The sequence below is a fragment of the Dietzia sp. KRD202 genome (assembly GCF_017168155.1).
Lineage (GTDB): Bacteria > Actinomycetota > Actinomycetes > Mycobacteriales > Mycobacteriaceae > Dietzia > Dietzia kunjamensis.
Map to the genome: position 1 here is coordinate 1 of NZ_JABFAN010000053.1, position 432 is coordinate 432.

The window sequence follows — 432 nt, forward strand, 5'->3', positions numbered from 1 at the left end:
ATCATGGGGTTCGCAGCCATGCCCGAGGTGAACATCAGGGCCACCATGCCCACCATGGCCGCGACCATGACCACGGGCATCAGCTTGGTCATGAGGTTGCCGGGGACCACACGTGGGATCTCCGGCGGCGCCTGCAGTGCCACCTCACCGCCCGGTGTGCGCGGCACCGGGCGGCGCGCACCCCTGTCGAACCGAACCGTACTCACGCTGTGAAAGCCCCCACCCGTGTCGGTATCCCCCATTACCGCAGACACTCTCGTTCCCAGGCGAGCTGTCTGTTATCCGCGCAAGGCTAGCCCATCGACGATCACTCGGCCAGCCTGCTCCGGTGCCGGAAGGCGGAATACCTGACCACCGATACCGGTTGAGTCGCTGTGCGACGTTTGCACCGATTCGAAAGGCTGGCCACCGTGTCCGTACCCCTGTCCATTC

The 432-nt window shown here is 65.0% G+C and carries 1 protein-coding gene; it reads right to left on the reverse strand.

Annotated features, from left to right (window positions below; translation table 11 throughout):
* The coding region (locus J1M64_RS20060) for a hypothetical protein (protein WP_307872486.1) at positions 1-206 on the reverse strand (206 nt) is incomplete at its 3' end.
* Between the last annotated feature and the right edge of the window lie 226 nt (positions 207-432).